General features: G+C 68.8%; 3 protein-coding genes. All 3 read left to right on the top strand.

Annotated features, from left to right (window positions below):
- Positions 1–309: 309 nt before the first annotated feature.
- Entirely contained in the window at positions 310–1,524 is a 1,215-nt protein-coding gene (locus AC08OO_RS20350; RefSeq protein ID WP_476608467.1) for an FAD-dependent monooxygenase, read from the top strand.
- 687 nt (positions 1,525–2,211) lie between these two features.
- Complete coding sequence (locus tag AC08OO_RS20345) at positions 2,212–3,582, top strand: Dyp-type peroxidase (protein WP_476611316.1); 1,371 nt, start codon at positions 2,212–2,214, stop codon at positions 3,580–3,582.
- 241 nt (positions 3,583–3,823) lie between these two features.
- Positions 3,824–5,519, top strand: a 1,696-nt coding sequence (locus AC08OO_RS20340) for a purple acid phosphatase family protein (RefSeq protein ID WP_476618921.1), incomplete at its 3' end; no start/stop codon positions are given.

Below are 5,519 nucleotides of genomic sequence, written 5' to 3'. Positions count from 1 at the left end.
GTCGTTGGGGTGGCTGGGGTCGTTGGGGTGGCTGGTGATCCCGGCTCCCGACAATCCAGCAACCCGACCAGCAATCTGACGATCGGTCAACCCGACAACCGGGAAATCCGACAATGCGGGGAAACCGGGAAACCCGACAACGCGGGGCAACCCGACAACGCGGGGTAACCGGGCAACCCGACAAGTGGGCACCACGACATCCGCTGGCGGTGCTCCTCTCCGGGGCGACGGTGGTGACGAGCCGGCGAACGGTCGTTGCCACCCGCCGTCCGGGTCACGCGGAGGAGGAACGCAGAGGAGGCACCTGCGGTGAGGATCGTCTGTGTGGGGGGCGGACCGGCAGGACTTTACTTCGCTATCTCGGCGAAACGCCGTGACGCCAGCCAGGAGATCATAGTCCTCGAACGCGACCCGCCCGGGGCGACCTACGGCTGGGGGGTCGTGTACTGGGATAACCTTCTGGACGTCCTTTTCCGCAACGACCCAGGCAGCGCTCGTGCCCTGCGGGCTGCGTCCACTCTCTGGCAGGAACAGCGGATCAGTCTGGGCGGATCGTCGGCGGCATATCTCACCGGCTACGGCTTCAGCCTGCAGCGGGCCGCGCTGCTTGAGATCCTCGCCCGGCGGGCCACCGACCTCGGCGTCGAGGTGGAGTACCGGCACGAGGTGGACGACCTGCGCCCGTACGCCGACGCCGATCTCGTCGTGGCGTCCGACGGCGCGAACAGCCGGGTGCGCCAGCTGGCCCAGGACGATTTCGGTACCAAGGTCGAGATCGGCGGTAACCCGTACATCTGGCTCGGCACCGACAAGCGCTTCGACAGCTTCACCTTCGCCTTCGAACGGACCTCCGCGGGATGGATCTGGTTCCACGCCTATCCGTCCAGCGTCGGCGTCAGCACCTGCATCGTGGAATGCTCCCAGCGGACGTGGAAGGGACTCGGCCTTGATCTCCTGAGCGCCGAGGACGCGCCGCGGATGCTGGAAAAGATCTTCTCTGGTCCGTTGGACGGCCATCCGCTGATCAGCCAGTGCCGCGGCCGGGCGGCGCGGTGGCTGCGCTTCGCCGATGTCACCAATCGGAGCTGGTACCACGACAACGTCGTGTTGATCGGTGACGCCGCCCACACCACGCACTTCGCCTTCGGGTCGGGCACGGCGCTCGCGATCGTCGATGCGGTCGTGCTCGCGCAGAGCATGTACGACAGCGGCGGCGATCTGCCGGCCGCGCTGCGAGATTTCGACCGGCGGGGCCGGGCGGCCCTGGGTCCTCTGCAGGCGGCGGCGCGGACGAGCATGGCCTGGTTCGAACGGGTGGACCCATACCTTGATCAGGATCCGGTGTCGTTCGCCTACTCGATGGCGTCGCGCCAGGGCGAACAGCCGCCGTGGCGCTACCCGGTGCACCGTGCCAGCCAGCACCCGGCCGTGCGCAGGGCGCTGCGCGGACTGAACTCGAGTGCACGGTGGGGCTTGGCCCGTCGCCGGGGCGAACCCGTCGCCCGGAGAAGTGCGGCGGGTTAGTCAAGGTCGGCCGGGGCGTTCGCCGAGCGCCCCGCGGTGGTTGACGGCGCCCTCCACGGCAGATCACCTTCCGTGAGCTGCCGAAGGTTTCCACCGGGAAGATCGAGAAGAACGTGCTGTGTGGCTGGGGCACCGACCCGAACCTCTGCGACCGGTGAGATCCGCCGGGCCGGGCATGGTCCCGCGCGCCGGTGACGTCGTCGTTCCCGCACGCTGATCGTTCCCGCACGCTGATCGTTCCTGCAGGCTGATCGTTCCTGCAGGCTGATCGGTTCCTCGTGTCGCCCGTTGGCAGGCCGTTCGGCATTTCCACTTCATTCTGTATCTATGTGTAAACGTTCGACGACACGACGTCTCTGGACCCGGGATGGGCGGCGCTGAGTGCGGTTCGGCAGTCACTATGCGGGACATGCACCTCACGGACATCGCGGAACTGCCCTATGATCCATGCGAACACCTCACCGGACGGCTCACCCGGGTGTCCTCCGGTGGCAATCGCCGCCCTGACGTCGGCCCGAAGGCTGCCGGCCGGAGGATTGCCGGCCGGAGGATTGCCGGCCCGAGGATTGCCGGCCCGAGGATGATGTCGGATCTCACCGCGGCGCCGGTATGGATCCCGTGAGCGACAGGACGGATGGAACCGGTATGGCTGAAACTGGTATGTCCAATAGGGCCGGTAGGGCGGGCGTGTCGGACATTGTGAACGCTGCCGATGTAACGGATGTCGCCGATGCGACGGATGCGGTCCGGGAGAACCGCCCGATCGGTCCCCACCGCCGCAGGGTGCTGCGGGGCGCCGGGTTGCTCGGCTTCGGCGGTGGTGTCGCGATCGGGGGAGGCCTCGGGGGAGTCATGGCCCTCGACGGCGGTGTCGCCGTTGCCGCGGAACGTCCCCAGGAGGACCAGCCGGGCGGGACGGACCGCGTCGCCGCGGTCCGTCGTGAGGCGCTGGCCGGGGTGGTGGGCGACGGCCGTCACCAGCCCGGAATCGCCGACCGCCCTCCCGCGCAGCTCGTCTTCACCGCCTACGACCTGACGACGTCCGGCCCGGCTGCGGTCCGCGCATCCCTCGCCGCGGTGCTGCGCACCTGGACGGCCGCCGCCGCGGTGCTGATGCGAGGCGAGCCGCTCGACGGCGCTGAGCGGGACACCCAGGGACTCGGACCGGCGGGGCTGACGATCACCATCGGGCTCGGCGCGTCCGCGCTGCGCCGCGCCGGTCTCGACGCGCAGATACCCGCGGAGTTCGCGGACATTCCCGCGATGCCCGGTGACCAGCTCGATCCGGCGCGCAGTGGCGGGGATCTCGGCGTGCAGGTCTGCGCCGAGGATCCGATGGTCGCGGTCTCGGCTTCCCGGCAGATGCGCCGTCTCGCCGCTCAGGATGCCAGGCCCCGCTGGATCCAGCGGGGATTCCTTCGTTCCGCGGCGGCCGCGTTCAACCCCGGGTCCACCCCACGCAACCTGATGGGGCAGATCGACGGCACGGACAACCCGGGACCGGGCACGCCGCGGTTCGAGCGGGCGGTGTGGGTGTCCAGCGGGCCGGAATGGATGCGGGACGGGTCCTACCTGGTCTGCCGGCGCATCCGCATGCTGCTCGATGCCTGGGCGCGGCTGGACGAGACGGCTCAGAGCGCGGTCATCGGCCGCCGTAAGTCCGACGGTACCGCGCTCTCGGCACCGCCGTTGGGGCAGGGCGGCGCTGAGACCATCCAGCCGGACTTCACTGCCCGCGCAGCCGACGGCAGCCTGGCGATCGCCGGCAACGCCCATGTCCGGCTGTCCCACCCGTCGTTCCACGGCGGGATCGCCATGCTTCGTCGTGGCTACTCCTATGACGACGGCCTGGACTCAGCCGGCGAGCCGGAGGCCGGCCTGTTCTTCGCGGCCTACCAGGCCGACCCGCGTACGGCGTTCGTCGCGGTGCAGCGGACCCTCGCGGCCGGCGACGCATTGAACACCTTCATCCGGCACACCTCCAGCGCCCTGTTCGCCGTCCCGCCCGCGGCGCCCGCGGGCGGCTTTCTCGCGCAGGGGCTCTTCGGTGCCGGCTGAGCGGTGCCGGCTGAGCGGCGCTGAGTGAGCCCTGAGTGAGCCCTGAGTGAGGGTGGCTCCGGCTGACGGAAACGCCAGCCGGAGCCACCCGCGGGAGATAGCCGTTCGGGAATGCCTGGCGGATGCCCGTCAGCGGGCTGACTCCGCCAGGGAAGCCCTCCCGCGATGTTTACAAATATTTCGGTGGTTCGCCACCGTGTATTTGCGATATTCGACAGGCGACGGGCCTACTTTCAGCGGTATGCCTGTGAGTCCTCCCAGCGAAGTGGTGGCGTCGGGTGTTCCGGCCGGTATGGCCGAGGACATGACAATCGCCGAGCAGCACGAATGGCTCCAGACCTTTCTCCGGCGGCGGCCGGTCAGCCGACGCGGGATTCTGCTCGGCGGTCTGGCTGGCGCCGGCGCGGCGAGCCTGTTCGGCACGCCGTTCGGCCGGGCCGCCTACGCCGCCACGAACGACAGTCCCCTGCTCGTGGGCGGCAGGCACACCGCCTTCGGCGCCGATCCGTCCCGGCAGCTTCGGCTGGCGGCGCAGTTGTCGCGTAACCCGGGCCGCGGCAAGGTTCTGGTCGATATCGGGCCGGGACGCGGTCTCGGCGGTACGGTCGAGGCGGAGATCCGACCGCTGCTGTCCCAGGTCCCCCAGGCCGACGGCTCGATTCTCGCCGTCGAACAGTACTATGTGCACGCGGCGTTCGACAATCTGACGCCGGGCCGGGAATACTACTACCGTTTCCGGATTCCCGGTGGGGAATCCACCCCCGTGCAGGCGGTCCGCACCGGACAGCGGAAGGGACGCCATGGCGGCCCGTTCCGGTTCACGATGATGGGCGACCACGGTTCGAACACCACCCCGCCGGGCGATCCGAAAGGTGTGTTCGATGACAATTACTACAAGGCCGACAACGCCCCGATGGTCGCCCACGCGTCGGCTGTCACCGCGGCCATCGCCCGCCAGGACCCGGTGTTCCACCTGCTCGCCGGGGACATCAGCTACGCGGACCCATCGGGTCAGGGAAAGCCGCCCAAGCGGACGGCCTCCGGTGTATCTCCTACCGGTTTCGACAATTATGACCCGACTGTCTGGGACGTCTACCTGGCCGACATCGAGGTCAGCAGTGCCCGCACGCCGTGGATGTTCGCCACCGGAAACCATGACATGGAGGCGCTCTACTCCCCGCACGGCTACGGCGGCCACCTCGCCCGCCTGGACCTGCCCGGCGGGGGGCCTCAGGGCTGCCCGAGCGTGTACTCCTTCGTCCATGGCAACGTGGCCGTGCTCTCGCTGGACGCCAACGACCTCAGTTATGAGATCAAGGCGAACACCGGCTATTCGAACGGTGCGCAGACGTCCTGGGTCGAGAGCACGCTGAAGGGCTACCGGAACGACCCGGATATCGATTTCATCGTCTGTTTCTTCCACCACTGCGCCTATTCGACGACCGCGCAGCACGCCAGCGACAGCGGCGTCCGCGGCGCCTGGGCGCCGTTGTTCGACTGTTACCAGGTCGACCTCGTGCTGCAGGGCCACAACCACCTGTACGAGCGCACCGACCCGATCCGCGCGAACGCACCGACTCGCGAGGCGCCCGACGGCTCGACGATCGAACCCGCGAAGGACGGCACCACCTACATCGTCGCGGGCAGCGCGGGACGGCCCCGCTACCAGTTCCAGACTGGTGAGCCGGAGTCCTACCGAGGAAAAATCGTACCGGGCTCGAACGTTGTGCCGAACAGCTATGTCTGGCAGGCCGACGGGACGAAGGCACCGGAGTCCATCAACTGGTCGCGGACCCGTTTCGACGACTACGCCTTCGTGGCTGCCGAGTCCGATCCGGGCCGGCCCGGCGGGTACTCCACCCTGACCATCCGGGGCCTGGACGAGCATGGTCAGGAGTTCGACCGGGTTATCCTGCGCCGCGCCGTTGCGCACGGCC

This window comes from Frankia sp. CeCAU1 (assembly GCF_977971845.1).
Note: the sequence above shows the minus strand (reverse complement) of the source record. Positions and strands in the feature narration are given on the sequence as shown.